Below are 25,674 nucleotides of genomic sequence, written 5' to 3' on the forward strand. Positions count from 1 at the left end.
TGGTATGGAAGATCTGAAAATCGTCTTTTCCTATCTGCGCCCTCACCGCAGGGAGATGGCCGCAGCGGTGGTGCTGCTGCTTCTGGAGTGCGTTTTTGAAATGGCGATCCCACTTATTATGACGGATATCGTGGACGTGGGGGTCCCCGCCCATGATATCCCCTACCTGCTGCGCCAGGGCGGCTGGATGGTGCTGTGCGCCCTGCTGGCACTGCTGACGGGCCTGGCCTACGCCCGGTTTGCCGCCCGGGCGGCCTACGGATTCGGCGCCCAGCTGCGTCTGGCGGAGTACCGCCGCCTCCAGTCCTACGCCTTTTCCAACCTGGACCGCTTCTCCGCCCCCTCCCTGGTGACCCGCATGACCACCGACGTGACGGTGATGCAGAACGTCATCAACGCCGGGCTGCGGCCTCTGGTGCGCTCTCCGGTGATGCTGGTGCTGGGCATCGGCCTGGCCTTCTTCCTCAACCGGAAGCTGGCGCTGGTATTCGTTATCGCCTCCCCCATTCTGGGTGGGATCCTCTTTCTCATCGTGGGCAAGGTGGGCCCTCTCTACCACCGCCAGCAGCGGGCGGTGGATCACCTCAACGGCCGCGTCCAGGAGGCCCTCACCGCCATCCGGGCCATCAAGGCCTTTGTCCGGGGCGACTATGAGGCGAAGCAGTTTGACGCCGTCAACCAGGAGCTGACCCAGGCCAGCCTGGATACCTTCCGCTTCGCCCAGTTCAACATGCCCGCCTTTCAGGCGGTGTTCTACACGGCGGTGGTGCTCATCATGTGGTACGGCGGGAACTTTATCCTGGCGGGCAGCATGCAGGTGGGCGAGCTCACCGGCTTTTTGAGCTATGTGCTCCAGGTGATGAACTCCCTGATGATGATTTCCAACGTCTTTTTGCTCCTCACCCGCTCCCTGGCCAGCGCCCGGCGCATCCGGGAGGTGCTGGAGGAGCCGGCGGACCTGGCGGATCCCGCCGACCCCGTGGAGACCGTGGCGGACGGCTCCGTGGATTTCTGCGATGTCTCCTTCAAGTATGCCAAGTCGGCGGAAAAGGACGCATTGTCCCATGTGGAGCTCCACATCGCCGCCGGTGAGACGGTGGGCATCATCGGCGGCACCGGCTCCGCCAAGAGCACCCTGGTGCAGCTGATCCCCCGGCTCTACGACGCCACCTCCGGTACTGTGAAGGTGGGCGGACGGGACGTGCGGGACTACCGCCTCTCCACCCTGCGGGACGCCGTGGGCATCGTGCTGCAAAAGAACGTCCTCTTCTCCGGCACCATCCGGGATAACCTGCGCTGGGGGGATCCGGAGGCCTCTGACGAGACCTTGTGGGCCGCCTGCCGGGCCGCCTGTGCCGACGAGTTTCTGGAGAAGATGCCCGACGGCCTGGACACGGACCTGGGCCAGGGGGGCGTCAACGTCTCCGGCGGGCAGAAACAGCGGCTGTGCATCGCCCGGACGCTGCTCAAGCGTCCGAAAGTGCTGATCTTCGACGACTCCACCAGCGCGGTGGACACCGCCACCGAGGCCAGGATCCGGGCCAACCTGCGTGTCCTGCCCCAGGTCACCAAGCTCATCATCGCCCAGCGGATCACCTCCGTCATGGACGCCGACAAGATCGTGATCCTGGAGGACGGCCATATCCACGCCGTAGGCACCCACCAGGAGCTGCTGGCGTCGGATGGGATCTATCAGGAGATCTACGATTCTCAGATGAAAGGAGGGGCCATCCATGGCGAAGCCATTTAACGGCAGCCGTCCCAAAGATCTGCGGCACACCCTCTCCCGGCTTCTTGACTACCTGAGGCGCCACCGGGCCCTTCTGGTGCTGGTGGGGATCCTGGCGGCCGTCAGCGCCTCCGCCAACCTCCTGGGTACCTACATGATCAAGCCTATTGTCAACCAGGTGGTCCAGGCAGGCAGCCGGGCGGGGCTCATCGCCGGTGTGGCTACGGCGGCAGCCATCTATGCCGCCGGTGCCCTCTCCACCCTGGGCTATACCCAGCTGATGGTGCGGGCGGCCCAGAAGATCCTGCGGGATATCCGCCGGGATCTGTTCGTCCATCTGCAGACTCTGCCCCTGGGCTTCTTTGACGCCAACCGCAAGGGCGACCTCATGAGCCTCTTCACCAACGACGTGGACACCATTTCCGACGCCCTCAACAACAGCTTTGCCATGATCATCCAGAGCTTCGTCCAGGTAGTGGGCACTCTGGCACTGCTTTTCATCCTCAACTGGCGCCTGACCCTTATCGTGGTGCTGGGCTACGCCGCCATGTTCTTCTATATTCGATACAGCGGACGGCGCAGCAGGTTCTACTACAACCGCCAGCAGTCCAGCCTGGGCGAGCTGGACGCCTATATTGAGGAGATGGTCTCGGGGCAGAAGGTGGTCAAGGTATTCAACCACGAGGAGGCCAATCTCCAGGGCTTTGCGGAGCGCAATGAGCAGCTGCGCCGGGCGGGCATCAGCGCCCAGAGCTATGCCGCCACCATGATCCCGGCGGTGGTGTCCATCTCCTACCTCAACTACGCCGTCATCGCCGTGCTGGGCGGGGTGATGGTGATTCTGGGCCTGTCCGACGTGGGAAGCCTTGCCAGCTATCTGGTGCTGGTGCGCCAGTCCGCCATGCCCATCAACCAGTTTACCCAGCAGGGCAACTTCCTCCTCTCCGCCATGGCCGGTGCCGAGCGGGTCTTTACCGCCATGGAGCAGCCGCCGGAGGAGGACACGGGCACCGTGACCCTCACCCGCCTGCCCGCCCAGCCGGGCAGGGCGCCCCAGTGGATCTGGCAGGACAGCGCTGCTCCGGATCAGCCGCCGATCCCCCTGCGGGGGGACGTCCGCTTCCATGACGTCTCCTTCTCCTACGACGGGCGGCGCACCATTCTCCACGGCCTGTCCTTCTATGCAAAGCCCGGCCAGAAGATCGCCTTCGTGGGCTCCACCGGCGCCGGAAAGACCACCGTCACCAGCCTCATCAACCGCTTCTACGACGTCTCCGGCGGCTCCGTCACCTTTGACGGCATCGACATCCGGCGCATCCGCAAGGCGGATCTGCGCCGCTGCTTCGGCGTGGTGCTCCAGGACACCCACCTCTTCACCGGCACCGTGGCGGACAACATCCGCTTCGGCAAGCTGGACGCCACCGATGAGGAAGTCCGCCGGGCGGCGGTCATCGCCAACGCGGACTCCTTCATCCGCCGCCTGCCCCAGGGCTATGACACCATGGTCACCGGAGACGGCGCCAACCTCTCCCAGGGCCAGCGGCAGCTGCTGGCCATCGCCCGGGCTGCTGTGGCGGATCCGCCGGTGCTGATTTTGGATGAGGCTACCTCCTCCATCGACACCCGGACGGAGGCCCTTATTGAAAAGGGCATGGACCAGCTGATGGAGGGCCGGACGGTGTTCGTCATCGCCCACCGTCTCTCCACCGTCCGCAACGCCAACGCCATCATCGTTCTGGAAAACGGCGCGGTGGTGGAGCAGGGCGACCACGAGCAGCTCCTGGCCCGGCGGGGAGAATATTACCAGCTCTACCACGGCATGTTCGAGCTCTCCTGAGCCCGATCCCGCCTGCCAAAGGAAAAAGGAGGGAGACGCGATGCGTCTCCCTCCTTTTTTAAGGTGAGGTTATGCAGTTGAAATGAACGATCAGGCCTTGTGGTCGCAGCCCAGAACGTCCACGATCTTGTGGGCCACCAGCTCCTTGATGGCGGCGCGGGCGGGCTTGAGATACTCGCGGGGATCGAACTTATCGGGATGCTCCGCCATGAACTTACGGATGGTGCCGGTCATGGCCAGACGCAGGTCGGAGTCGATGTTGATCTTGCACACGGCGCTCTTGGCGGCCTTGCGCAGCTGCTCCTCGGGGATACCCACGGCATCGGGCATCTTGCCGCCGTAGGTGTTGACCATCTTCACGAAGTCCTGAGGCACGGAGGAGGAGCCATGGAGCACGATGGGGAAGCCGGGCAGACGCTTGACTACCTCGTCCAGGATGTCAAAGCGCAGCGGAGGGGGAACCAGCTCGCCCTTTTCGTTGCGGGTGCACTGAGCGGCGGTGAACTTGTAAGCGCCATGGCTGGTGCCGATGGCGATGGCCAGGGAATCGCAGCCGGTCTTCTCCACGAACTCCTGCACCTCGTCGGGATGGGTGTAGTGGGACTCCTCGGCGGAGACCTTCACATCGTCCTCGATGCCGGCCAGAGCGCCCAGCTCAGCCTCGACCACCACGCCGTGGTCATGGGCATACTCCACGACCTTCTTGGTGATCTCGATGTTCTCGGCAAAGGGCTTGGAGGAAGCATCGATCATAACGGAGGTGAAGCCGCCGTCGATGCAGGACTTGCAGGTCTCAAAGTCGGGGCCGTGATCCAGGTGCAGGGCGATGGGGATATTGGGGCACTCGATGACAGCGGCCTCCACCAGCTTCACAAGGTACGTGTGGTTGGCGTAGGCGCGGGCACCCTTGGACACCTGCAGGATCAGAGGGGCATCCAGATCCCGGGCGGCCTCGGTGATGCCCTGGACGATCTCCATGTTGTTGACGTTGAACGCGCCGATGGCATAGCCGCCGTCGTATGCCTTCTTGAACATTTCGGTGGTGGTAACCAAAGCCATAAATAATCATCTCCTGTTAAATTTAAATTGTTCCGCCCCGCCGCTGCGGACACCCGCCCGATCCACGCAAAGTTTACGTAAACCGATGAGTGATTTTCACAAACGAACTGGACGAAAACGATTTTCTGTTTTGATAATATCACAAAAATTTTAAAATGCAAGTATTTACAATTCATTTTATGGATGTTATGATAAATCTAACAAATTCTGAGGAGGATTTTCTCATGAGTGAACTGAAAGGCGCATGTATCTTCGGCCAGTCCGGCGGCCCCACTTCCGTCATCAACGCCAGCGCGTACGGCGTGATCCACACCGCGCTGCAAAACCCCAACATCACCCGCGTTCTGGGCGCGGAGCACGGTATCAAGGGCGTTTTGAACGACCGGCTGTTCGACATGGGCCAGGAGGATCCCGCGGAACTGGAGCTTCTGAAGTACACTCCCTCTTCCGCCCTGGGTTCCTGCCGCTATAAGATGGCCGATCCGGATGTGGACGACACCGATTACAAGCGCATCCTGGAGATCTTCAAGAAGTACGATGTCCGCTACTTCTTCTACAACGGCGGCAACGACTCCATGGATACCTGCAACAAGATCTCCAAGTACATGCAGAAAGTCGGCTACGAGTGCCGCGTCATGGGCGTGCCCAAGACCATCGACAACGACCTCTTCGGCACCGACCACTGCCCCGGCTTCGCCTCCGCTGCCAAGTATATCGCCACCTCCTGCATGGAGGTCTATCAGGACGCCCGGGTCTATGACACCGGCATGGTCTGCATCATCGAGATCATGGGCCGCCACGCCGGCTGGCTGGCGGGCGCCTCCGCTCTGGCCACCGCTTACGGCGCAGGCCCCGACCTCGTCTACCTGCCCGAGGTGGACTTCGACATGGACCAGTTCCTTGCCGATGTGGAGCGCATCTACAAGGAGAAGGGCAACTGCATGGTAGCTGTGTCCGAGGGCATCCACTATGCCGACGGCTCCTTCGTCTCTGAGGCCAAGACCTCTGCCACCGACGGTTTCGGCCATGCCCAGCTGGGCGGCCTTGCGTCCCTGCTTGCCAACGTGGTCAAGCAGCGCACCGGCGCCAAGGTCCGGGGCATCGAGCTGAGCCTGCTGCAGCGCTGCGGCGCGCACCTGGCCTCCGAGACCGACATCGAGGAGAGCTATATGTCCGGCAAGGCTGCCGTGGAGAACGCCGTGGCCGGCATCACCGACAAGATGGTGGGCTTCGAGCGCAGCTATGAGAACGGCCAGTATGTCTGCAAGACGAAGCTGCTCCCGCTGACCGAGGTGGCCAACACCGAGAAGAAGGTTCCTCCGGAGTGGATCAATGCCGCCCACAACGGCGTGGAGAAGCCCTTCATCGACTATGTGCTGCCTCTGATCCAGGGCGAGCCCAACCTGCCCAAGGTGGACTCCCTGCCCCGCTTTGCCAAGCTCAAGAAGGTCCTGGCGAAGTAATCCAACACAGCAAGAGCCGAAGCGGAATTTCCGCTTCGGCTCTGTTCTTTTCTATGGCTTTTCTCTTTCCGGGGGAAGCTCCCTCTTACTTCTCCCGTCCATTCAAAAACTGGCAGATAAATCCTGCTGCCACAGCCACTGCAGCGATGATCCCCAGAGCGGGATCCAAGGCATATCCCGCCAATCCCGCGGCTAACGTCCAGAACGCCACAGCAAATACGGTCACCTTGATTGCCTCCTCACTTGTTCTTCTGATAGATGGCCCACAGGCCGTTCATCAGAAGGAACTTGTCATAGACGATGGGGGTCTTGCAGTATTTGACGATCACCGGCGCGTTGCCGCCGGTTGCCACCACGCTGATCTCCCGGCCGCCGAACTCTCCCCGGATGCGCTCGATGATGCCGTCCAGCATCCCGGCAGTGCCGTAGACGATGCCGGCGCGCATGCAGTCCTCGGTGTTCTTTCCGATGACGGCCTTGGGATGCTGGAGGGAGATGGCGGGCAGCTGGGCCGCCCGGCGGCTGAGGGCCTCCAGGGACACATTGACCCCCGGCAGCAGCATGCCGCCCACGTAGTTGCGCTGGGCGTCGATGACGCCGATGGTGGTGGCGGTGCCCATGTCAATGGTGATAATGGGAGGCTCGAAGCGCTCCAGTGCCGCCACGGCGTCCGCCACGATATCCGCTCCCACCTGCACCTGGTTCTCCATCCGCAGGTTCAGCCCCGTCCGCACGCCGGGACCCACCATCATGGGGGGCTTGCCCAAAAGCCGGGTCAGGGCCTTGGACATCATGAAATTCAGGGGGGGCACTACGCTGCAGAAGATGGCGCCTGTGACATCCTGATAGTTATAGTGATAAAGCGTAAACAGGTTCATCAGATCAATGCTGATCTGATCGGCGGTCTTACGGCTGTCGGTGTCCAGGTAAGCCAGGAACCGGAGATTCTTTTCCCGGTCGAACAATCCCACAGAGGTGGTGGAGTTGCCCACGTCGATGGCCAGCAGCATGCGGCGTCTCCCCTTTCGTTGTCTCTTCGTCGTTTTTTCTATGGTATCACGTCTTCCCCGCCCTTGCAAGTGCCGCCGCCCTCCGGTATACTGGCTATCAGTACCAGAAAGGCGGGCTGCATATGTTTACCATCACCCTCCCCTCTCCCCTGGGGCCCTTGACCCTGGCTTCCGACGGCGCGGCCATCACCGGGCTGTGGCTGGCAGGTCAGAAGTATTTTGCCTCTACCCTGGACATCCATGCGTCCCCGGCGCCGGATCTGCCGGTATTTGACCAGACGGCAGCGTGGCTGGACGCGTATTTTTCCAAAGCTCCCCTCCCGGCCATGCCGCCCCTGGCCCCGTCCGGCAGTCCCTTCCGTCAGGCGGTGTGGGCGCTGCTGCGGGAGATCCCCTATGGCGCAACCACCACCTACGGCGCCCTGACACAGGCTCTGCGGGCCCGGGGCATCGCTGCCGCACCCCAGGCAGTGGGCGGCGCCGTGGGCCACAACCCCATCTCCATCCTGATCCCCTGCCACCGCGTGGTGGGAGCAGACGGCAGCCTCACCGGCTATGCCGGAGGCGTGGAGAAGAAGCGCTTTTTGCTGGAGCTGGAGGGAGCAGACCTGACGGGGCTGTACGTGCCCAAAACGGGCACGGCTTTATAAGAAAACGGGACACTGGAAGATCCGGTGTCCCGTTTTTTCAGCTCAATCCGCCTCTGAGAGTTTCCAGAAATACAACAGGGTTTCGCGATAAGAACGCTCCATATCGTCCAGGTTGGATTGCAGAAACGCCGGATGGAGCTTCTCCCAGTTCAGGAAAAGGGTACGAACCACTTCGCCCTCCTGCCGGTAAACGAGAAAGTACCGGGGGTATCTGTAACTCCGCATCCGCAGTTTCCCGTCCAGATAGTTGGCGCCGACGGCGGACACGTTCTCTGGATGCTCCAGGGTAATGCCATAGTCGAAAGCGTACAGCTCCGCATCCACCCCGGGTGATACATCCGCAAACGTACCAATGGCATAGAACTGCGTCACCTGATACCCATTGTATCCCGCAGGATCTTCGCTCTGTGCGTCTGCGCGCTGCAGCTGCGCCAAGCTGCTGTCCATCCGGTCCTCCAGAACGGTCCGGTATATAGTCAGAGCTTCCTGATCCACGGTTTCCTCTTCATCCCAGGCATTGCGGATCAGCCAGTAGAGGTCCTGAGACTCCAGTCGGACTTCCGTCTGACAGGGCCCTTTGCAATACTCGGCCAGAACATTTCCCTCTGTCAGCCCGATCCATAAGGTCAGGTGCGCGTCAAAACTGCTCCACTCCTCCGGACCGCCCTCCAGATAAACCGTGACAGACCAGACCCGGTCTGCAGGAGTACTTCCCGGCCTGATCCGGGCGTTTCGCAGCGCCGACGCCAGCATCCCTGCCGGGATCCCATTACCAACGATGTTCACCAGGTCTTCCGGCTGGATAAAAGCCAGCAGCACCATCATATCCGGCTCCTCCACCCGATCCTCCGTGGAATAAGCCGTCAGTCCCTCCAACGCGCAGCCCACATCCGCCAGTTCCTCCTCCGGGATAGCCAGCCCCGGCAGGATGGCCCCGTCGGAGAAGGTCAGAAGGTACTGATATCCGGCGCTGGTGGCCGTGGCAGGCCGCTGGTATTGCAAAAAGAGATCCCAGCCGCCGTCCATTCGCTGGCGGAAACCCGCAACTGTAAACTCTGCACCATCCGTACTTTCTCCGGCACCATAGCCGAAGGATGCCGGATGTTCCTCCACATACGCTTCCAGAGCCATGCGGATATCGCTGTCGCTCCAATCCAGGGCCTTGCGTACTTCCTCCAGTGTCACCAAACGTTGGCCCTCGGTATCCCAGCACCAGGCTGCCAGCGTCCCGTCGGTGGAATAAGTGGGCATGGTGCATCCCAGCTCCAGGATCGTCACCGTGCTGCGCCCTACACAGGGATAAGCGGATACCTTTGCCCACTGGCCTTCGTTGTCCGTGATAAAGCTCTGGGCAAAGTCCCGGATGGTCTGATTCACAGCTTTCAGATCTTCCAGATCCTCCGCGTCATCCTCCACCCGGAACTGCAGCGTCTCCACCACGCTCTCCCCCCGCTCCGTCCGGTCATAGAGGAAGCGGGCCTCCGGCCGGGGATCCTCCACCCAGGCACCACCACGCCCGGAAAAGGCGATTCCCCCCAGGCACACGGCCGCCAGCGCCAGGCACACCGCCGTCACCGCCAGCATCCGGGGCGCTTTCACGATGCGCTCCAACCGCTCTTTGATTTTCTGGCCGCCGCCGGACATGGTGGTGGCACACTGCAGCAGATCTCCCGGCCGGGGCCCGGCTGTCAGCAAAGAGAGCAGGGTGCGGCCGTAGGCTGTCCGCTCCGATTCCCCAAGGTACGCCAGCGCCCGCTGGTCACAGGCCAGTTCCCCATCCTGCCGGGACGCTGCCGCCGCCCACCACACCAGGGGATTGTACCAGTGGAGCGCCAAGGCCAGGCACCGCAGCAGGCTCCAGATGTGGTCCTTGTGTACGTAGTGGGCCTCCTCATGGGAGAGCACATGCCGGAGCATTTGGGTGTCCGCCGCTGTCTCTCCGGTCACATAGATCTTGGGGAATACCACACCGCAGAGGCAGGGAGAGCTGAGGCCCTCCACCGTGTAGACCGGCAGGTTTCCATAGGGAAAGGGCGGCTGAAAAGGTACCCGGCGCCGCCGCAGCCGCCGGGCAAAGCGGAGGTTGCTGACAGTCAGCACCCCCAGCATAACGGCCGCACCCGCCAGGTAGAAAAGAATCAGCACATCCCGCCAGTCGGCGTAGAAGCGGTACTCCGTCCAGCCCTCCCGGGTCTGGACGGTGCAGCCGTCGTGGTACTCCACCCATGCCCCCAGGATGCGCTGCCCGTGGGTGCCCACCACCATCACACCGGTAGGTGCATCCTCCGGCAGGGGTTCGTCGAAGGTGCCGGACAGCTCAGGATCCGGGAAAGCGTACAGGGCCGTCTCATCCAGCGCCTTCTCCACCGCCGGGGACTCCGGCAGCAGGGCCTCCAGGCTCACCGGAGCGGAAAAGAGCTGCACCGGGATCAGCAGCCGCGCCAGAACCACCAGCCACAAAGCATACCGGGCCGTGCCGCTGATCCGCTCTCCCAGCAGGCGCCGGGCTGCCAGCACCGCCAGGATCAGGAGGCTGGAGGACACCATCCACTCAAGCATCCTCTCCGCCCCCTTCCGCCTGATCCAGGATCGCCCGCAGCTGGGCGATATCCTCCTGTGTCAGAGCCTGCCGCCGGGCCATGGTGCTCACCATCAGCCCCACGCTGCCCCGATACACCCGATCTAAAAAGGTGTGGGTCTCTTCTATCTCCGCTTCCTCCCTGGCAACAAGCGGTGTATAGTGTTTTGCCTTGCCAATGGTCTCGGAGCGTACCAGGCCCTTTTCCTCCATCCTCCGCAGCGTGGTGATGGTGGTGCTCTTGGCCCACCCCACCCGGCATTTCAGCTCCGCCACCAGCTCCATCACCGTCTGGGGCGAGTGACGCCACAGACATTCCAGTACGTTCCACTCACTGGCTGTCAGATGCACCTGCATGGTTCCGCCTCCCCTCTGGTTTACTTTGTAGACCTATCATAACACATAAGGTCTACATTGTAAACCACATTTTAAAAAAAGGAGCGGACTGCTGTCCGCTCCTGGTCTGAAAGAGAGGTTGGTTTCGATCCGGGTTACAGGATGATGCAGATGAGCCCGCCGCTGCCCTCGTTGATGATCCGCTCCAGGGTCTCCCGGAGTTTTTTCCGGGCGTCCTCCGGCATCCGCTTGAGCTTGGTTTGCAGATCCTCGCTGACCAGCTCGTGGAAGCTGCGGCCGAAGATATTGGACTGCCAGATCTTGCTGGTGTCCCCCTCGAACTCCTGAAGCAGGTAGTTGACCATGTCCTCGGACTGCTTTTCGTTGCCCACGATGGGGCTCACCGCCGTCTCGATGTCCGCCCGGATCATGTGGATGCTGGGGGCGCTGGCCTTGAGGCGCACGCCGTAGCGCCCTCCCTGCTTCATGATCTCCGGCTCCTCCAGCGTCAGCTCGTCGATGCCCGGCACCACGATGCCGTAGCCGGTCTCCCGCACGTCCTTCAAGGCCCCGGCTACCTTATCGTACTCCGCTTTCACGGCGGAGAGCCGGGTCAGCAGGCTCATGAGGTCGCCATCGTCGGATACGGAGAAGCCAGACTGCTCCGAAAGGGTCTGGTAGAACAGCTCCCGGGGCAATCCCAGGGTGGCCGCCGCCACACCGGTGCCCAGATCCAGGGCCGTGACCCGGGCCTCGCTGATGTGTTCGCTCTGCCCCAGGGCCCCCACCATATCCTCCACTTCCCGGATGTGGTGCAGCTGGGCGGTGCTCTCCCGGATGGCCTGATAGAGCCCGGCCTTGATGGGGTGTCCGTCCGGCAGGGCGTCCACCCAGGGCGGCAGGTACAGATCCAGTTCCTGCATGGGGAACTCGTAGAGCACCGCCTTCAAGATGGCGGCTACGTCCTCCTCCTCCAGCGTCAGGCAGTTGACGGGGACGCACTTGACCTCATAGCGGGAGGCGATGTCCCGGGCGATGGCCTCCGCCCGGTCCCCGGAGGGATCGGAGGAGTTGAGCAGCACGATGAAGGGCTTCCCCAGCTCCTGCAGCTCCCGGATCACCCGCTCCTCCGCCTCCAGGTAGTCCTCCCGGGGGATGTCGGCAATGGAGCCGTCGGTGGTGACCACGATGCCGATGGTGGAGTGCTCGGCGATGACCTTCCGGGTACCGATCTCCGCCGCCTCCGTCATGGGGATCTCGTGGTCGTACCAGGGGGTGGTGACCATGCGGGGGGCATCGTCTTCCGTGGAGCCGATGGCGCCTTTGACCATGTACCCCACGCAGTCGATGAGCCGCACGGAACAGCTGCCGCCTCCCTCCAGCTGGATCTGGGCGGCCTCCTCCGGCACGAACTTGGGTTCTGCCGTCATGATGGTGCGGCCGGAGCCGCTTTGGGGCAGCTCATCCCGGGCCCGCTCCTTGCGGTAGACGTTGTCGATGTTGGGGATCACCTGGGTCTCCATGAACCGCTTGATGAAGGTGGACTTTCCTGTGCGCACCGGTCCCACCACGCCGATGTAGATATCCCCTGCGGTGCGGGTGGCGATATTCTGATAGATACTGGTATTCATAGCATCCCGTCCTTTTTCCGCTCCATATTCATGGTACCACTCTATGTCCCCGCCGGCGAAAGTATGACGGCCCGTCTCCAACGGACTTTGGCGAAAATAGACAAAATCACGAGGTGTTCTTCTCTGCTCTTCGGTGTGATTCCCGCTTTACAGCTGTAATTTAGCATGGTAAACTACTACCGTATTAAACGAGGCGGGCAACCGCTGATTTGGAGGATTGGAATATGAAGAAGTTTCTTGCACTGCTGCTCTCCGGTTTGATGGTGCTCTCCCTGGCCGCCTGCGGCGGCGAAACTGCCACCGAGGACACCAGCACCGAGGATACGGAGAACACCGAGAATACCGATACCGCCGAGAGCGATCTCCAGTATGTCCAGGACAAGGGCACCCTGGTGGTGGGCATCACCTACTTCGAGCCCATGGACTACAAGGCCGAAGGCAGCGACGAGTGGATCGGCTTTGACGCCGACATGGCCAAGGCCTTTGCCGAGAGCCTGGGCGTGGACGTGGAGTTCCAGGAGATCACCTGGGACTACAAGGTGGAGGAGCTCGACTCCAAGGCCATCGACTGCGTGTGGAACGGCATGACTCTGGGCGAGGATGTCATGGCCGCCATGGGAACCTCCGTTCCTTACTGCACCAATGCTCAGGTATTGGTGGTCCCCGCTGACAAGGCGGCAGATTTCGAGGGCCTGACCTCTCTGGAGGGTCTGAACGTGGCTGTGGAGTCCGGCTCTGCCGGTGAGGACGCCGCCATTGCTTTGGGTGCCACCACCGTTCCGGTTCAGTCCCAGGCCAACACTTTGATGGAAGTGTCCGCCGGTACCTCTGATGCCGCTGTCATCGACCTGCTGATGGCCGGTGCCATGATCGGCGAGGGCACCAGCTATGAGGATCTGACCTTCACCCTGAACCTGAATGACGCCCAGGGCCTGCCCTCTGAGGAGTACGGCGTGGGCTTCCGGAAGGGTTCCGACCTGGTGGATGCATTCAATGAGTTCTGGGCGGAAAAGGTGTCTGACGGCACTGTGCTGGAGACTGCTACCACCTATGGTGTGCAGGACGCCGTGATCCTGGACTGATTTCCCCTGATACGTATATGAGGCAGAGCGCGTTTCTTGCGCGCTCTGCCTTTCGGCGGCTTTATCCCCCCACCACAACCATCCTGAGAGGACGATACCAACATGGAATTTTTCACATCCAGCACCTTTCAGACGGTGCTCTCGGCCCTGAACAGCGGTTTTGTCAAAACCCTTCAGCTGTTCTTTATCACCCTCATCGGTGCCCTTCCCCTGGGACTGATTATTAGTTTCGGCTCCATGAGCCGTTGGGCACCGTTGGGGTTCCTGCGCCGTCCCAACATGTCTCCCCTGCTGAGCGGTCTGCTGGGGCTCCGGCCCATCAGCCTGGTGTGCCGACTGCTGGTCTGGATCATCCGGGGAACCCCGCTGGTACTCCAGATCATTGCCCTGTTCTATGTGCCGGGCATGAAGGACTGGTTCAACTGGCCCAGCGGTGAGGGCGGGCGGATGACAGCTGTGTGCGTAGCCTTCATCATCAACTACGCCTGCTATTTCTCCGAGATCTACCGGGGCGGCATCCAGGGCGTCCCCAGGGGGCAGCAAGAGGCCGGTCAGGTACTGGGCATGACCAAGGCCCAGATCTTCCGCCATATCACCCTGGTGCAGATGATCAAGCGCATCGTGCCCCCCATGTCCAACGAGGTCATCACGCTGGTGAAGGATACCTCTCTGGCCCGGGTCATTGCCCTGCAGGAAGTCATCTGGATGGGCGAGTCCTTCATGAAGGGCAACTCCGGCATTGCGGGCCTTACCTGGCCTTTGTTCTTTACGGCGGTGTACTATCTGATCTTCAGCGGCATTGTCACCGTGCTTTTAGGCAAGCTGGAAAAGAAGCTGGCCTTCTTTCAGTAATTAAGGAGGACCCAACATGGCAGTTTTGGAAGTACATAACATTGAAAAGCATTTCGGTGCCACCCGGGTTCTGGAGGATATCAGCTTCGATCTGGAGCAGGGCCAGGCGCTGGCCATCATCGGCTCCTCCGGCTCCGGCAAGACCACGCTGCTGCGGTGCCTGAACTTTTTGGAAAAGCCCGACCAGGGCTCCATCGCGGTGAACGGTTCTGTGATCTTTGACGCCGCCGATCCCGCCACCCAGCGGGAGAGCGAGGTGCGCAAAAAGCGGCTCCACTTCGGCATGGTGTTCCAGTCCTTTAACCTCTTCCCCCAGTACACGGCTTTGAAGAACGTCACGCTGGCCAAGGAGCTTCTCAGCCAGGAGCGGCCGGATTTCAAGGAGAACAAGAAGGAAATCCTGGAGGAGATCCAGGCAGAGGGCCGGGAGCTGCTGAAAAAAATGGGCCTCAGCGACCGGGAGAACCACTATCCCAGTCAACTCTCCGGCGGCCAGCAGCAGCGGGTAGCCATCGCCCGGGCCCTGGCGCTGCACCCGGATATCCTCTGCTTCGACGAGCCCACCAGTGCCCTGGATCCGGAGCTCACCGGCGAGGTGCTGAAGGTCATTCGGTCTCTGGCGGAACAGCGGACCACCATGATCATCGTCACCCACGAGATGGCCTTTGCCCGGGACGTGGCCGATCAGGTGATCTTCATGGACGGCGGCGTCATTGTGGAGCAGGGCCCCGCCCGGGATGTCATCGAGCATCCCCGGGAGGAGCGGACAAAGCAGTTCCTCTCCCGGTACAGCGAAACCTGATGCCCTTCCCTCTCTGCGGACGGGATTCGAAACGAGAAAAGCACGGAAGACCGTTGCGGTTTTCCGTGCTTCTTTTTTCTTCCGGCAAACCTCCCTTTCCGGAGGCGCAAAACCATGCGCCGGGCCGCAGCAAATTCGTTGCCGCAGCCCGGCGCTGTTTTTGTTGGGTCAGAACAAGGTGATCTGGCTGGTCTCCGCCATGCCGGCGAAGGCCCCCAGGGCCTTGAGCTGTTCGATGTGGGTCTTGGAGAGCTTGTTGCAGCACATGGCAAATTCCTCGATGGAGATGAACTCCTTGCCCTTGCGCTTTTCCACGGTATCCAGCGCCGCGGACTCGCCCAAACCGTGGACGGAGACAAAAGGCGGCAGCAGGCCGTTCTCCGTCACCTTGAACTTGGTGGCGTCAGACTCGTAGATGTTGATGGTGTCGAAGTGGAAGCCCCGGAGATAGAACTCGTAGCACACCTCCAGCGTGGTCATGAGGTTTTGTTCCACGGCGGTGGCGTCCTTGTTGTTCTCGATCTCCCGGATCTTGCGCTTCACTGCGTCCAGTCCCGCGCAGCAATACTCCGCGTCAAAGGCCTTGGCCCGGACGGAGAAGAAGGTGGCGTAGAAGGCCAGGGGCTCGTGTACCTTGTACCAGGCGATGCGGAAGGCCATCATGACGTAGGCCACAGCATGGGCTTTCGGGAACAGGTAGCCGATCTTGGCCAGGGACTCGATGTACCACTCGGGAACATCGTGCTCCCGCATGGCCTCCACCCAACCCTCGTCAAAGCCGCCCTTCTTCACCTTGCCCTTTCGGACCTTCTCCATGATCTTGAAGCTCATCTTGGGGTCCAGGCCCTTGGAGATGAGGTAGAGCATGATGTCGTCACGGCAGCCCACCGTCTCCAAGACGCTTGCGGTGCCGCTGACGATCAGGTCCCGGGCGTTGCCCAGCCACACGTCGGTACCGTGGGAGAAGCCGGACAGGCGCACCAGGGTGTTGAAGTCCTTGGGCTGGGTGTCCACCAGCATCTGCCGGGTGAAGCGGGTGTTGAACTCCGGAATGGCCACGGCGCCGGTGGGGCCCAGCAGCTCGTCATTTTCGTACCCCAGCACCTTGCTGGAAGTGAAGATGGACATGGTGTCCGGGTCGTCCAGGGGAATGTCGTGGGGATCCACCCCGGTGAGGTCCTGCATCATACGGACCATGGTGGGGTCATCGTGTCCCAGCATATCCAGCTTCAGGAGGTTGGCCTCCATGGAGTGGTATTCAAAATGGGTGGTGATGGTATCGGAGTCGTCGGCGTCCGCCGGGTGCTGCACCGGGCAGAAGTCCTCCATATCCATGTCATCGGGGACTACCACCAGTCCGCCCGGGTGCTGGCCCGTGGTACGCCGGACGCCCACGCAGCCCAATGTCAGGCGGTTCTCCTCCGCCCGTCCGGCGGTGATGCCGTTCTCCTCCAGATATTTCTTGACAAAGCCGTAGGCGGTCTTTTCCGCCAGGGTACCGATGGTGCCGGCCCGGAACACCTGGGTCTTTCCGAACATCTCAATGGCGTGCTGGTGGGCCCTGGCCTGGTACTCGCCGGAGAAGTTCAGGTCGATATCCGGCACCTTGCCGCCGCCGAAGCCCAGGAAGGTCTCAAAGGGAATGTCGAAGCCGTCTTTGACGTACTTGGTGCCGCAGACGGGACAAACCTTGTCCGGCATGTCGGCGCCGCAGCCGTAGGAGCCGTCGGTGATGAACTCGGTGTTCTTGCAGTTGGGGCAGCGGTAGTGAGGCGGCAGGGAGTTGACCTCCGTGATGCCGGACATGTAGGCAACCAGAGAGGAGCCCACGGAACCACGGGAGCCCACCAGGTAGCCGTTTTCCAGGCTGCGCTGCACCAACTTCTGGGCGGACATGTACACCACGTCGTACTTGCCCAGAATGCCGCCCAGCTCCACGTTCAGCCGGTCCACGATCAGCTGGGGCGGATTCTCGCCATAGAGCCGGTGGACCTTCTCCCACACCAGGCGGTTCAGGTCCTCCTCGGAGTTGGCAAGTCGGGGCGGATACAGGTCCGGCGGCAGCAGCTCGAATTTCTCCACCTGGTCGGCGATGGCCCGGGTGTTGGTGACCACCACCTCGTAGGCCTTCTCCTCCCCCAGGTAGGAAAACTCTTCCAGCATTTCATCTGTGGTCTTAAAATAGATGGGCAGGGGCGCGTTGGCGTCCGGGAACTTTTTGGAGGCCAGCAGGATATGGCGGTAGACCTCGTCCTCGGGCTCCAGGAAGTGGACGTCGCCGGTGGCGCAGACGGGCTTGCCCAGCTCGTCTCCCAGCCGGACGATGGTGCGGTTGAACTCCCGCAGCTCCTCCTCCGACTGCACGTCGCCGTTTCGCAGCATGAAAGCGTTGTTGCACAGGGGCTGGATCTCCAGATAGTCATAGTAGGAGGCGATGCGCTTGAGCTCGTCCCAGTCCTTGTGGTCTGTCACCGCACGGAACAGCTCTCCCGCCTCGCAGGCGGAGCCCACGATGATGCCGTTGCGGTGCTCGTTCAAAAGGCTCTTGGGAATGATGGGCACCCGCTTGAAATACTTGAGGTTGGAGGCGGAGATCATCTGGTAGAGGTTCTTGAGTCCCACCTTGTTCTTGGCGATGAGGATAATGTGCTTGGGGAAGCGGTTGGACTTGCCGCCCAGGGGCCGCAGCTTCTCCATCTCCTTATTCACCGCCTGGAGGGTGTGGATTCCCCGCTCATGGAGCATCCTCCAGAAGGGGATGAGCATATAGCCCACGGTGGCGGCATCGTCACTGGCCCGGTGATGGTTGAAAGCCGGCAGGTCCAGGTGCTCCGCCACGATGTCCAGCTTGTACTTGCCCAAATCCGGCAGCAGGTTCTGGGCCAGGATCAGGGAGTCCACATAGGTGGGCTGGAACGGGATGCCCTCTTTCTTGCAGCCTGCCCGGATGAAGCCGATATCGAACTCGGCGTTGTGGGCCGCCAGGGGCCGGCCGTTCACGAACTCCAAAAACGCCGTCAGCGCCTCCCGGGGCTGGGGGGCGTCCTTGAGCATCTCGTCGGTGATGCCGGTGAGACCCACGATCTCCGGCGTCAGGTGGCGGCCGGGGTTCACGAAGGTCTGGAACCGCTCGCAGATCTCGCCGTTTCGCAGTACCACGGCGCCGATCTCGGTGATGGCCTCCCGGTCCACCTTGAGGCCGGTGGTCTCGATGTCAAAGCAGACGAACTCCCCGTCCAGGGGGCAGTCCAGCTTGCCGTGAACGGCCACCCGGTCGTCGATGTTGTTGATGAAGTAACCCTCCACGCCGTAGAGGATCTTGATGTCATCTCCGGAGGCGTGCCAGGCATCCGGGAAAGACTGGGCCACGCCGTGGTCCGTGATGGCGATGGCGGGATGGCCCCAGCGGATGGCGGTCTTCACCGCCTCCTTGGTGTCCGTCAGGGCATCCATATTGCTCATCTTGGTGTGCAGGTGCAGCTCCACCCGCTTTTCCTTGGCGGTGTCCTGCCGGGCCTTGTGCTCCACCACGCAGATGTTGTAGGGGTTCAGCTGGATGTCCTTACCGTCCCAGGTGGGCTCCATCTTGCCCTGGACGCACAGCCACATGCCGGGCTTGATGGCCCCCTCCAGCTGCTGGGCCTCCTTGGTGGTGAGGTTCTTCTGCACCGTGACGGAGTTGGTGTAATCCGTCATGTCAAAGCTCAGCCGCCACATGCCCGGCCGCCGGGTCTCCCGGCACTCGAAGGCAAAGACCTTGCCCTCCACCGTGGCGGTGCCCATCTTCAGATTCAAGTCCTTCATGGGGCCGGGACGGCTCTTGATGGCCTTCCCCATGAGGATCTTGCCGCTCTTCTTCTCCGCCGGGGCGCCGGGCGCGGAAATGGAGGAGGCATGGGCCTCCTCCTTCACCGTCAGCACCAGCTCCACGGACCGGAAGCCATACACCGCCGCCAGGGTCTGCTTCAAAGACGCCTGCTCCTCCTCCGTCAGGGGATTGCGCACCGTCAGGTGGGCGGTGATGGAGAGCTTCTCCCGGTCGATGACGGCGCCGGTGAGCACCGCCCCCGCCAGGCGCAGCCGCAGCTCTCCGGAGAGCTGGAGCTCTGTGAACATTTCAAAAAACGGGATATCTCTGGACATGGTTTCCTCTTTGTGCTTCCTCTCTCAAAAGGCGCTCACAGCGCCTCAATCTCTTTCATCAATGCATCTACCAGCTGCTCCTGGGGCACCTTGTAAAGGATCTCCCCTTTGCGGAACAGCAGTCCCTCGCCCTTGCCGCCGGCGATGCCGATATCCGCCGCGGAGGCCTCACCGGGACCGTTGACGGCGCAGCCCATCACGGCGACGGTGATGTTCTTGTCGCAGTCCATCAGCCGCCGCTCCACCTCCTCGGCAATGGGGATCAGGTCGATGCGGGTGCGGCCGCAGGTGGGACAGGCGATAAGGTTCACGCCCTCTTTCCGCAGGCCCGCCGCCTTCAAAATCTTCTTGGCGGCGTAGATCTCCTCCACCGGGTCGGCGGTGAGGGTCACCCGGATGGTGTCGCCGATACCAAGGCACAACAGGCCGCCGATGCCCATGGCCGACTTCACCATTCCCATGGAAGGCGTGCCCGCCTCCGTGACCCCCAGGTGCAACGGGTAGTCCGTCTGCTCCGACAGGAGCCGGTAAGCCGCCATGGTCAAGGGCACGTCGGAGCACTTGACGGAGATGCAGATGTCGTCAAAGTCGAACTTGTTTAAAAGGGCCACGTGGCCCATGGCGCTCTCCACCAGAGCCTCGGCAGTGACGCCGCCGTACTTGGCCCGGAGTTCCTTTTCCAGGGAGCCGCCGTTGACGCCAATGCGGATGGGGATGTTTTTGCGGCGGCACATGTCCGCCACGGCCTTGACGTTCTCCTCTCCCCCGATGTTGCCGGGGTTGATGCGGATGGCATCGATGCCCCGCTCCGCCACCGTCAGGGCGTAGCGGTAGTTAAAGTGGATGTCGGCGATGAGGGGGATATCGATCTGCTCTTTGATCTTGTCCACGGCCTCCGCCGCCGCCTGGTCGGGGATGGCCACCCGAATGATCTCACAGCCCGCCGCCTCCAGTTTTTTGATCTGGGCCACGGTGGCCGCCACGTCATCGGTCTTGGTATTGCACATGGACTGGATGGATACCGGGGCGCCGCCGCCCACGGGCACAGAGCCCACCAAAAGACGCTTTGTCATGGGTACATCCTCCTTTTAGAAAAGCCGGAACACGTCAAACACCGTGACGATCAGCATAAAGCCCATCAGCACCACGAATCCCGCCGTATTGACGGCGGCCTGATACTTCTCCGGCACTTTTTTCCTGAAGAGCAGCATGCCCACTGCGTCTACCAGCAGCAGGAAGATCCGGCCGCCGTCCAGCGCGGGGATGGGCAGCAGGTTCATTACCGCCAGGTTCACCGCCAGCAGCGCCGCGAAGTTGGCGAGGCTGCGCACCACCACAAGGACGCCGTACTGACTGGCCGCCTCGCTGGTCTCTGTCATGATGGAGACGATACCCACCGGGCCGCTGAGATCCTGCATCCCGGCGTTGCCCGTCACCAGCTGCACCAGGCTGAACCACGCCAGCTGCACATAGTCCACGGCGTTGTACCAGGCGTACTGGAGCTTCACCCCCAGCGTGGCCTCCCGCCCGCTGCTGCCCACCAGCAGTCCGTAGCCGGTGTAGGGCTGGCCGTCGGTGCCGGTGTAGGTGGTCCGGGGAACGTCCTCCACCAGGATGTGCTCCCCGTCCCGCACCACTTCAATGTCCACGGTGTCGCCGCCGTAGCTGAGGAACATCTGAGCGTCCCCCGCCAGGTAGGTGCGGTAGCCGTCGATCCTGTAGATGAGGTCCCCCTCCATGAGGCCCTCCTCCCCCTGCTGGGAAAACTCCGGAGCAAAGCCCGCGATCTGGTCGGTGTACACCGTTTGGGTCCCTGCGTAAAGGGCCAACAGGATCACCACGCCGGTGAGGAAGTTCATGCCGGCACCTGCCACCAAAATGATAAATTTCTTCCAGCCGCTCTGGCGGGTGAAAGCCCGCTCATCCCCGGTGTCCTCGTCCTCGCCCTCCATGGCGCAGTAACCGCCTACCGGCAGCGCCCGCAGGGCGTAGAGGGTCTCCCCCTTCTCTTTCGTCCAGATGGCCGGGCCCATGCCGATGGAAAACTCGTTGACCCGCACGCCGCAGGCCTTGGCCGCCAGGAAGTGGCCCAGCTCATGGACCGCCACCAGCAGTCCGAACACGAAAAGCGCCGCCAGGATATAGACAATGGTCATAGATACACTCCTAAAAGAATCTTGCTCAGGTCTCCAGCACCACCCGTCGGGCCGCACTGTCCGCCGCCAAAATCTCCTCCAGCGAGGGATCGTGGATGGTCTTCACCTGGGCCCGGGCCTTTGCCACCAGGGCCGGAATGTCGTAAAAGCCGATCTTCCCCGCCAGGAACAATCCCACGGCCTCCTCGTTGGCGGCGTTGAGCACCGCGCAGGCGGTGCCGCCCTCCTGCGCCGCCTCCTCTGCAAGCCGCAGGCAGGGAAAGACTTCCCGGTCCGGCTGGGCAAAGGTCAGGGGCGGACAGGTCAGAAGATCCAGGGGCTCCGCCGGATTCACGCCCCGGTTGGGATAGGTCATGGCATAGCGGATGGGCAGCCGCATATCCGGCGTCCCCAGCTGGGCCAGCACCGCCCCGTCCCGGTACTCCACCAGGGAGTGGACGATGGACTGCCGGTGGATCACCACCGACACCTGGGAAAGGGGCAGGCGGTAAAGGCGCATGGCCTCGATGACCTCCAGGCCCTTGTTCATCAGGGTGGCGCAGTCCACGGTGATCTTGGGGCCCATGGTCCAGTTGGGATGCTTCAGGGCGTCCGCCCGGGTCATTTTGCCCGCTTCTTCCCGTGTCATGCCGTAGAAAGGTCCGCCGGAGCAGGTCAGGATCATCCGTTTGATCTCCCGGCGGTCCCGGCAGCCCTGGAGGCACTGGAAAATGGCGGAGTGCTCGGAGTCCACGGGCACGATCTCCGCTCCCGCCGCATCCGCCGCGTCCATCACCAGCTGCCCGGCACACACCAGGGTCTCCTTGTTGGCCAGGGCGATGCGTTTCTTCTCCTGGATGGCGGCCAGGGTAGGCTTGAGTCCCACCATGCCCACCACGGCGGTGACCACGGTGTCCGCCTCCGGAACCGTGGCAGCCTCCTCCAGGGCATCAAAGCCCCCCAGGACCCGGGTATCCGTGTCCTGCAGGCGCACCGCCAGGTCACGGGCGGCAGCCTCATCGGTGAGGACCGCCAGGGCGGGGCGGAATTTGCGGGCCTGCTCCTCCATGCGCTCCACGCTGGCGTGGGCGGTGATGGCGGCCACCTGTAATCCCAGCTGCTCCGCCACATCCAGGGTCTGCCGGCCGATGGATCCGGTGGATCCCAAAATCGAGATGGTTTTACTCATAGTGCTATCCTATTCTCCAAAGCTGAAAACAATCCTAAGGCAGCGCCGCGTCCTCTCAAAAAAGAGACCGCGCCGCCGCCTTGTCCATTCTCATTACAGTACCCACATGATCTGCAGGGCCAGCCATACGAAAGGCGCCACAAAGGTCACAGAGTCGAAGCGATCCAAAATACCCCCGTGGCCCGGCAGGAGGTTGCCGTAGTCCTTGACGCCGAACTCCCGCTTGATGACGGAAAAGCTCAGATCGCCGATCTGGCTGACGGCGCTGCCCACGATGCCGAACACCAGCACATGAACCGGAGCCAAAAACGCGTCCCCCAGCACCATTCCCCCGATGACCGCCATCAGCGTCATGCCGATGACACCGCCGATGAGGCCGCCCACGGCGCCCTCCACGGTCTTCTTGGGACTGACCCGGGGCGCCAGCTTGTGTTTTCCGCACAGCATCCCGGCAAACAGGGCGAAGGTGTCCGATCCAAAGGCGATGCAAAGGGGCATAAACACCAGCACCTCTCCCAGGAAGGGCACCATCCGCAGCCGCAGCAGGCAGGAGAGCATCAGGGGAAACACCAGCCCCGCAAAGAGGGCGGCGGTGACAGCGGCAAAGGGGATGCCCTGGGATTCGTCATAGCGATGGATGGCCAGGGCAAAGGCCAAAAGTACGAAGATCACCCCTGCCAGGGCCGTCACCGGCAGCTGGGGCATGGCGGTGAGATCCGCGTACTGGATGGACAGCTCCGCGGATACGCACACCGGCACTACCGCCGCCGCCAGGACCGTCAACGGGATCAGGGGTTTTCCCCGCTCCCCTGCCACGGCCCGCATCAGCTCCCAGGCACCGATGGCACACATGCCCGCCACCAGGATCGTGGTGGCCCACTCCGGCGCCCAGCCCAGCACCAGCAGCAAAAAGGGGATGCCGACTACGGCCACCATCACTCGTTTGAACATGAAATCATTCCTTTAATCTATACAGGGTTCTTCCTTTACAGGCCCTGCGGTTTCTCACTTTTTAATGCCGCCAAACCGCCGATCCCGATGCCGGTAGGCCTCCAGGGCCCGGTCCAGCTCCGCTTCGTCAAAGTCCGGCCAGAGGGTATCGGTGTAATAAAATTCCGAATAGGCGCACTGCCACAGCAGGAAGTTGCTCAGGCGCTGTTCGCCGCTGGGGCGGATGATGAGCTCCGGATCCGGAATGCCGGCGGAGTCCAGATAGGAGGAGAACAGCGTCTCGTCCAGATCCTCCGGTTTTCTTTCCCCTGCCGCGCACTCCGACGCAAAGCGCCGCACCGCCCGCAAAATTTCATCCCGGCCGCCGTAGTTGAGGCAGACGTTGGCCTGGAAATCGTCCTTGGAGAGGTGCTCGGTGATCTCATCGGTCTCCTTGGCCAGGGCCCGCAGCTCCGGTGAAATAGGGGTCATGTCCCCGAAGAAGTGAAGCCGGATGTGGTCCCGCTCCATGGTGTCCACCGCCTCCAGCAGATACTTCTTCAAAAGCAGCATAATGGCGGAGACCTCGCTCTCAGAGCGCTTCCAGTTCTCCGTGGAGAAGGCGTACACTGTCAGGTATTGGATGCCCAGGTTTTTGCAGTAGGTGGCAATGCGGCGGAAGGTCTCCGCTCCGGCCTTGTGTCCGGCGGTACGGGGCAGGCCCCGCCGGGTAGCCCAGCGGCCGTTGCCGTCCATGATAATGGCGATGTGCCGGGGCAGGCCCTCTTTTCCGTTGGAGCGGGGCAGACCCTCCGTCTGCCCCGCCTGATTCTTCTGGATGTCAGCCATCAGACCGCCATCAGCTCCTTCTCTTTTTTCGCCAGCAGGTCTTCCAGCTTCTTGCAGTAGTCGTCGGTCATCTTCTGCAGGTCCTTTTCCGCCTGCTTGAGCTCATCCTCGGTGATCTCGGACTTCTTCTCCTGCTTTTTGAAGTTGTCCATGGCGTCCCGGCGGATGTTGCGGATGGCAACCTTGCCGCCCTCGGCGTACTTGTGGATCTGCTTGACCAGCTCCTTACGGCGCTCCTCCGTCAGCTGGGGGAAGTTCAGCCGGATGGTCCGGCCGTCGTTCTGGGGATTGATGCCCAGGTCGGAGTTCTGGATGGCCTTTTCGATGGACTTCAGGGAGGAAGCGTCCCAGGGCTGGATCACCAGGGCCCGGGGGTCGGGAGAGGAGATCGCGGCGATCTGCTGGATGGGGGTGGCGCTGCCGTAGTAGTCCACGGTGATGCGGTCCAGCACAGCGGCGTTGGCCCGGCCCGCCCGCACGGAGGCGAAATCCGCGCTGACAGAGTCGACGCTCTTCTTCATCTTATCCTCGTAAACCTTGTATTCGTCTTTCAGCATGGTGGTGTTTCCTTCCTTTCAGAAATTCTTCTTTTTCATGGAGCCGCCGCGGCGGCAGGAGGATGTCTTACTCTCCCACGATGGTGCCCACGTTCTCACCCATCAGGGCCCGGATGATGTTATGGGGATCCTTGAGGGCGAAAAGCAGCACGGGGATGTGGTTATCCATGGAGAGGCTGGTGGCCGTGGAGTCCATGACCATCAGGTGCTGGGCCAGCACGTCGTCATAGCTGATGGTGTCGTACTTGACGGCGGTGGGATCCTTGGCGGGATCGGCGGTGTAGACGCCGTCCACGTTCTTGGCCAGGAGGATCACGTCGGCATTGATCTCAGCCGCCCGCAGCACCGCCGCCGTATCCGTGGAGAAATAGGGGTTGCCGGTTCCAGCGCCGAAAATCACCACGCGGCCCTTTTCCAGGTGCCGGATGGCGCGGGAGCGGATGTAGGGCTCGGCAATGGCCCGCATCTCGATGGCGGTCTGCACCCGGACGGGGATGCCCTTCTGCTCGCACACGTCCGCCACGGCCAGGCAGTTCATCACCGTGGCCAGCATGCCCATGTGGTCGGCCCGGGTGCGCTCCATGGCGCCGCCGCTGTTTTTGGCGCCCCGCCAGAAGTTTCCACCGCCGACTACCAGGCCCACCTGAACACCCAGATCCAGGCACTCCTTGATGACGTCGCACACGCGGCCGATCATCTCGAAATCCAATCCGGTGTGCTTATCTCCCGCCAGAGCTTCGCCGCTGATCTTCAGCAGGACCCGCTTGTAAACAGGCTTTGCCATAACAAAAACCTCCGTTGTGTCAGTGGAATTTATACGGGTCTATTCTATCTTATTTTTC

The 25,674-nt window shown here is 62.0% G+C and carries 21 protein-coding genes; 7 read left to right on the plus strand and 14 right to left on the minus strand.

The window, feature by feature from the left end; translation table 11 throughout:
• Nucleotides 1–4 precede the first annotated feature (4 nt).
• Both ACT67G_RS01080 and ACT67G_RS01085 read left to right on the plus strand, forming a co-directional pair.
• Complete coding sequence (locus ACT67G_RS01080) at nt 5–1,750, plus strand: ABC transporter ATP-binding protein (RefSeq protein ID WP_443662704.1); 1,746 nt, start codon at nt 5–7, stop codon at nt 1,748–1,750.
• A complete protein-coding gene (locus ACT67G_RS01085) occupies nt 1,734–3,566 on the plus strand; it encodes an ABC transporter ATP-binding protein (protein ID WP_443662705.1) in 1,833 nt (610 codons plus the stop codon). Before ACT67G_RS01080 ends, ACT67G_RS01085 begins: the two co-directional genes overlap by 17 nt.
• A gap of 90 nt (nt 3,567–3,656) precedes the next feature.
• On the opposite strand, the gene fba is transcribed toward ACT67G_RS01085, so the two are convergent.
• Nucleotides 3,657–4,625, minus strand: coding sequence for a class II fructose-1,6-bisphosphate aldolase (fba, locus tag ACT67G_RS01090; protein WP_325246289.1), 969 nt, complete (start codon nt 4,623–4,625; stop codon nt 3,657–3,659).
• 224 nt (nt 4,626–4,849) lie between these two features.
• On the opposite strand from fba, the gene ACT67G_RS01095 reads away from it, so the two are divergent.
• Complete coding sequence (locus ACT67G_RS01095) at nt 4,850–6,088, plus strand: 6-phosphofructokinase (RefSeq protein ID WP_443662706.1); 1,239 nt, start codon at nt 4,850–4,852, stop codon at nt 6,086–6,088.
• A gap of 85 nt (nt 6,089–6,173) precedes the next feature.
• Here ACT67G_RS01095 and ACT67G_RS01100 read toward each other — a convergent pair whose 3' ends face one another.
• Nucleotides 6,174–6,314 carry a hypothetical protein gene (locus ACT67G_RS01100; RefSeq protein WP_325246978.1) on the minus strand — a complete coding sequence of 47 codons (141 nt, stop codon included), beginning with the start codon at nt 6,312–6,314 and terminating at the stop codon, nt 6,174–6,176.
• 13 nt (nt 6,315–6,327) lie between these two features.
• On the minus strand, nt 6,328–7,098 hold the full coding sequence (locus ACT67G_RS01105; RefSeq protein WP_325246979.1) for a type III pantothenate kinase: 771 nt from the start codon (nt 7,096–7,098) through the stop codon (nt 6,328–6,330).
• A gap of 122 nt (nt 7,099–7,220) precedes the next feature.
• Between ACT67G_RS01105 and ACT67G_RS01110 the strand changes: the two genes are divergently transcribed.
• On the plus strand, nt 7,221–7,748 hold the full coding sequence (locus ACT67G_RS01110; RefSeq protein ID WP_443662707.1) for a methylated-DNA--[protein]-cysteine S-methyltransferase: 528 nt from the start codon (nt 7,221–7,223) through the stop codon (nt 7,746–7,748).
• A gap of 42 nt (nt 7,749–7,790) precedes the next feature.
• Here ACT67G_RS01110 and ACT67G_RS01115 read toward each other — a convergent pair whose 3' ends face one another.
• From ACT67G_RS01115 to spoIVA, 3 genes are all read right to left on the minus strand, one after another.
• Nucleotides 7,791–10,307, minus strand: a complete 2,517-nt coding sequence (locus tag ACT67G_RS01115; RefSeq protein WP_443662708.1) for a M56 family metallopeptidase — start codon at nt 10,305–10,307, stop codon at nt 7,791–7,793.
• Complete coding sequence (locus tag ACT67G_RS01120) at nt 10,300–10,683, minus strand: BlaI/MecI/CopY family transcriptional regulator (RefSeq protein WP_325244510.1); 384 nt, start codon at nt 10,681–10,683, stop codon at nt 10,300–10,302. The genes ACT67G_RS01115 and ACT67G_RS01120 overlap by 8 nt, the downstream gene beginning before the upstream one ends.
• A 134-nt stretch (nt 10,684–10,817) precedes the next feature.
• Nucleotides 10,818–12,293 (minus strand): stage IV sporulation protein A, encoded by a 1,476-nt coding sequence (gene spoIVA, locus ACT67G_RS01125; protein ID WP_325244512.1) that lies wholly within the window; start codon nt 12,291–12,293, stop codon nt 10,818–10,820.
• A gap of 224 nt (nt 12,294–12,517) precedes the next feature.
• Here spoIVA and ACT67G_RS01130 point away from each other — a divergent pair, with 224 nt between their 5' ends.
• The 3 genes from ACT67G_RS01130 (at nt 12,518) to ACT67G_RS01140 (ending at nt 15,029) form a co-directional block, all read left to right on the plus strand.
• On the plus strand, nt 12,518–13,375 hold the full coding sequence (locus tag ACT67G_RS01130; RefSeq protein ID WP_443662709.1) for a transporter substrate-binding domain-containing protein: 858 nt from the start codon (nt 12,518–12,520) through the stop codon (nt 13,373–13,375).
• Between the two features lie 102 nt (nt 13,376–13,477).
• Complete coding sequence (locus ACT67G_RS01135) at nt 13,478–14,227, plus strand: amino acid ABC transporter permease (protein WP_443662710.1); 750 nt, start codon at nt 13,478–13,480, stop codon at nt 14,225–14,227.
• Between the two features lie 16 nt (nt 14,228–14,243).
• Nucleotides 14,244–15,029 (plus strand): amino acid ABC transporter ATP-binding protein, encoded by a 786-nt coding sequence (locus ACT67G_RS01140; protein ID WP_325244518.1) that lies wholly within the window; start codon nt 14,244–14,246, stop codon nt 15,027–15,029.
• A 168-nt stretch (nt 15,030–15,197) separates the two neighbouring features.
• Here ACT67G_RS01140 and ACT67G_RS01145 read toward each other — a convergent pair whose 3' ends face one another.
• The 8 genes from ACT67G_RS01145 to pyrH all read right to left on the minus strand — a co-directional run bounded on the left by ACT67G_RS01145 (nt 15,198) and on the right by pyrH (nt 25,616).
• The gene (locus tag ACT67G_RS01145) at nt 15,198–19,172 is read right to left on the minus strand and encodes a PolC-type DNA polymerase III (RefSeq protein WP_443662711.1); all 3,975 of its coding nucleotides are present in this window, start codon (nt 19,170–19,172) and stop codon (nt 15,198–15,200) included.
• Between the two features lie 35 nt (nt 19,173–19,207).
• Nucleotides 19,208–20,245 carry a flavodoxin-dependent (E)-4-hydroxy-3-methylbut-2-enyl-diphosphate synthase gene (gene ispG / locus ACT67G_RS01150; RefSeq protein ID WP_443662712.1) on the minus strand — a complete coding sequence of 346 codons (1,038 nt, stop codon included), beginning with the start codon at nt 20,243–20,245 and terminating at the stop codon, nt 19,208–19,210.
• 15 nt (nt 20,246–20,260) lie between these two features.
• The gene (locus ACT67G_RS01155) at nt 20,261–21,328 is read right to left on the minus strand and encodes a M50 family metallopeptidase (protein ID WP_443662713.1); all 1,068 of its coding nucleotides are present in this window, start codon (nt 21,326–21,328) and stop codon (nt 20,261–20,263) included.
• A 25-nt stretch (nt 21,329–21,353) separates the two neighbouring features.
• Nucleotides 21,354–22,496, minus strand: coding sequence for a 1-deoxy-D-xylulose-5-phosphate reductoisomerase (locus ACT67G_RS01160; protein ID WP_443662714.1), 1,143 nt, complete (start codon nt 22,494–22,496; stop codon nt 21,354–21,356).
• A 93-nt stretch (nt 22,497–22,589) separates the two neighbouring features.
• Nucleotides 22,590–23,447, minus strand: coding sequence for a phosphatidate cytidylyltransferase (locus tag ACT67G_RS01165; RefSeq protein WP_325244428.1), 858 nt, complete (start codon nt 23,445–23,447; stop codon nt 22,590–22,592).
• A gap of 54 nt (nt 23,448–23,501) precedes the next feature.
• Nucleotides 23,502–24,275, minus strand: a complete 774-nt coding sequence (uppS, locus tag ACT67G_RS01170) for a polyprenyl diphosphate synthase (RefSeq protein ID WP_326215278.1) — start codon at nt 24,273–24,275, stop codon at nt 23,502–23,504.
• The gene (gene frr, locus ACT67G_RS01175) at nt 24,275–24,832 is read right to left on the minus strand and encodes a ribosome recycling factor (RefSeq protein ID WP_325244432.1); all 558 of its coding nucleotides are present in this window, start codon (nt 24,830–24,832) and stop codon (nt 24,275–24,277) included. Before frr ends, uppS begins: the two co-directional genes overlap by 1 nt.
• A 67-nt stretch (nt 24,833–24,899) precedes the next feature.
• Nucleotides 24,900–25,616: a UMP kinase gene (gene pyrH / locus ACT67G_RS01180; RefSeq protein ID WP_325244434.1), complete on the minus strand. Its 717-nt coding sequence runs from the start codon at nt 25,614–25,616 to the stop codon at nt 24,900–24,902.
• Nucleotides 25,617–25,674: the final 58 nt, after the last annotated feature.

Origin of the sequence: Dysosmobacter sp. (assembly GCF_052306735.1) — a bacterium.
Classification (GTDB): domain Bacteria; phylum Bacillota; class Clostridia; order Oscillospirales; family Oscillospiraceae; genus Oscillibacter.

What these genes read in the sequence shown, in the direction of transcription:
- ACT67G_RS01080 (WP_443662704.1), top strand. Translation starts at nt 5, where the DNA reads ATGGAAGATCTGAAAATCGTCTTTTCCTATCTGCGCCCTCACCGCAGG.
- ACT67G_RS01085 (WP_443662705.1), top strand. Translation starts at nt 1,734, where the DNA reads ATGGCGAAGCCATTTAACGGCAGCCGTCCCAAAGATCTGCGGCACACC.
- fba (WP_325246289.1), bottom strand. Translation starts at nt 4,625, where the DNA reads ATGGCTTTGGTTACCACCACCGAAATGTTCAAGAAGGCATACGACGGC.
- ACT67G_RS01095 (WP_443662706.1), top strand. Translation starts at nt 4,850, where the DNA reads ATGAGTGAACTGAAAGGCGCATGTATCTTCGGCCAGTCCGGCGGCCCC.
- ACT67G_RS01105 (WP_325246979.1), bottom strand. Translation starts at nt 7,098, where the DNA reads ATGCTGCTGGCCATCGACGTGGGCAACTCCACCACCTCTGTGGGATTG.
- ACT67G_RS01110 (WP_443662707.1), top strand. Translation starts at nt 7,221, where the DNA reads ATGTTTACCATCACCCTCCCCTCTCCCCTGGGGCCCTTGACCCTGGCT.
- ACT67G_RS01115 (WP_443662708.1), bottom strand. Translation starts at nt 10,307, where the DNA reads ATGCTTGAGTGGATGGTGTCCTCCAGCCTCCTGATCCTGGCGGTGCTG.
- ACT67G_RS01120 (WP_325244510.1), bottom strand. Translation starts at nt 10,683, where the DNA reads ATGCAGGTGCATCTGACAGCCAGTGAGTGGAACGTACTGGAATGTCTG.
- spoIVA (WP_325244512.1), bottom strand. Translation starts at nt 12,293, where the DNA reads ATGAATACCAGTATCTATCAGAATATCGCCACCCGCACCGCAGGGGAT.
- ACT67G_RS01130 (WP_443662709.1), top strand. Translation starts at nt 12,518, where the DNA reads ATGAAGAAGTTTCTTGCACTGCTGCTCTCCGGTTTGATGGTGCTCTCC.
- ACT67G_RS01135 (WP_443662710.1), top strand. Translation starts at nt 13,478, where the DNA reads ATGGAATTTTTCACATCCAGCACCTTTCAGACGGTGCTCTCGGCCCTG.
- ACT67G_RS01140 (WP_325244518.1), top strand. Translation starts at nt 14,244, where the DNA reads ATGGCAGTTTTGGAAGTACATAACATTGAAAAGCATTTCGGTGCCACC.
- ACT67G_RS01145 (WP_443662711.1), bottom strand. Translation starts at nt 19,172, where the DNA reads ATGTCCAGAGATATCCCGTTTTTTGAAATGTTCACAGAGCTCCAGCTC.
- ispG (WP_443662712.1), bottom strand. Translation starts at nt 20,245, where the DNA reads ATGACAAAGCGTCTTTTGGTGGGCTCTGTGCCCGTGGGCGGCGGCGCC.
- ACT67G_RS01155 (WP_443662713.1), bottom strand. Translation starts at nt 21,328, where the DNA reads ATGACCATTGTCTATATCCTGGCGGCGCTTTTCGTGTTCGGACTGCTG.
- ACT67G_RS01160 (WP_443662714.1), bottom strand. Translation starts at nt 22,496, where the DNA reads ATGAGTAAAACCATCTCGATTTTGGGATCCACCGGATCCATCGGCCGG.
- ACT67G_RS01165 (WP_325244428.1), bottom strand. Translation starts at nt 23,447, where the DNA reads ATGTTCAAACGAGTGATGGTGGCCGTAGTCGGCATCCCCTTTTTGCTG.
- uppS (WP_326215278.1), bottom strand. Translation starts at nt 24,275, where the DNA reads ATGGCTGACATCCAGAAGAATCAGGCGGGGCAGACGGAGGGTCTGCCC.
- frr (WP_325244432.1), bottom strand. Translation starts at nt 24,832, where the DNA reads ATGCTGAAAGACGAATACAAGGTTTACGAGGATAAGATGAAGAAGAGC.
- pyrH (WP_325244434.1), bottom strand. Translation starts at nt 25,616, where the DNA reads ATGGCAAAGCCTGTTTACAAGCGGGTCCTGCTGAAGATCAGCGGCGAA.